Below are 602 nucleotides of genomic sequence, written 5' to 3' on the forward strand. Positions count from 1 at the left end.
TTAACTCGATTCTCCGGGAGCCATTTCCCGATTAGGCCTGTATTTCAAAATAAAATTGCTTAAAATCGTTGATAACACTTGACTTAGAGTAGAAAAAGCTATCCTCTCAAACCAAAGGGTTCAAAAAGATAGCTATTGCCTCTATACACAAACTGATCAGGACCATGTATGCCCTGATCAGTAATAACCAACTATATGATTACGACGTAGCCAAACATAATCAAAAAAGACTTTTATCGTAAATAATTGATCAAGTTCATTATACTCTTCTAGCTTATTAAAAAACTATTTTAATAAGCTTATTTGTCTTAAACAAATTTCTAAATAAATTGGCCTACTCATTTGGAAATTAAATAATTTATTCAAAAATAAAAGTCAAATACCTTATGGTACTTGACTTTACGTAGAAAAAAAGCATAGAGCTAACGAATTGCTAGTTCTATGCTTTTTAATATTGCTCAATTTCTTTAATGTTGAAGCCAGGAATATTGCCGAACCATTTCTTAGCAAGACGGGTGTAAGTACCGTCCTTTTTTAATTCATCTAAAGCAGTATTGATGTGCTTCATCATTGCCGTTTGTCCTTTGTTGACGGCAATACCA

The 602-nt window shown here is 32.4% G+C and carries 1 protein-coding gene and 1 pseudogene; one reads left to right on the top strand and one right to left on the bottom strand.

Annotated elements, in window-relative coordinates:
- Window positions 1–86: 86 nt before the first annotated feature.
- Window positions 87–242 (top strand): annotated as a pseudogene (locus WS44_RS10235) (IS110 family transposase); the annotation flags it as partial.
- A gap of 206 nt (window positions 243–448) precedes the next feature.
- Here the strand turns inward: WS44_RS10235 and WS44_RS09650 are convergent.
- The coding region (locus WS44_RS09650) for a transporter substrate-binding domain-containing protein (protein ID WP_046434127.1) at window positions 449–602 on the bottom strand (154 nt) is incomplete at its 5' end.

The organism is Lactobacillus sp. N54.MGS-719 (assembly GCF_000980505.1).
Classification (GTDB): Bacteria; Bacillota; Bacilli; order Lactobacillales; family Lactobacillaceae; genus Lactobacillus; species Lactobacillus amylovorus.